This window comes from Methylobacterium aquaticum (assembly GCF_001043915.1).
GTDB lineage: Bacteria > Pseudomonadota > Alphaproteobacteria > Rhizobiales > Beijerinckiaceae > Methylobacterium > Methylobacterium aquaticum.
In genome coordinates this window covers 1-528 of record NZ_LABX01000386.1, presented here as the reverse complement: position 1 = coordinate 528, position 528 = coordinate 1, and the positions used below count along the sequence as shown (strand labels likewise).

1 protein-coding gene is annotated in these 528 nt (G+C 67.8%); it reads left to right on the top strand.

Going from position 1 to position 528, the window contains the following annotated elements; translation table 11 throughout:
• Window positions 1–91: 91 nt before the first annotated feature.
• Window positions 92–528 (top strand): ISAs1 family transposase (locus tag VP06_RS32525; protein WP_048467962.1); only part of this gene is annotated, 437 nt, incomplete at its 3' end.

Here is a 528-nt window from a genome sequence, read left to right as displayed (position 1 = left end):
CCAGGGCAATCGCTTCAGCCTTTGTGCGGGTTTGGGCTGCGCGACGCGGAGGATCATGATTCACCGGTGGCTTGGCGTTCTGCGAGGCCCCATGCCGTCATCGCTGTCGATCCTCGAGCACTTCTCCGCCCTGGAGGATCCGCGCCAGCAGTGGCGGGTGATCTACCCGCTTCCTGAGATCCTGCTGTTGGTCTTGTGCGCCACGCTGTGCGGCATGGACGATTTCGTCGAGATCCGGCTGTGGGGCGAGCAGCGCCTGAGCTTCCTGCGTCGTTTCCTGCCCTATGCGCGGGGCCTGCCGGCGCACGACACCCTGAACGACGTCATCAACGCGCTCGACGCCGACCTCTTCAAGACCTGCTTCACCACCTGGGTCGACAGCCTGCGCGAGGCCGAGCCCGACCTCATCGCCGTCGACGGCAAGACCTCCCGGCGCTGCCACGCCAAGACCAAGGGCCGGGCAGCCCTGCACACCGTCTCGGCCTGGGCCGCCCGTCAGCGCCTCGTGCTCGGCCAGGAGGCGGTGGC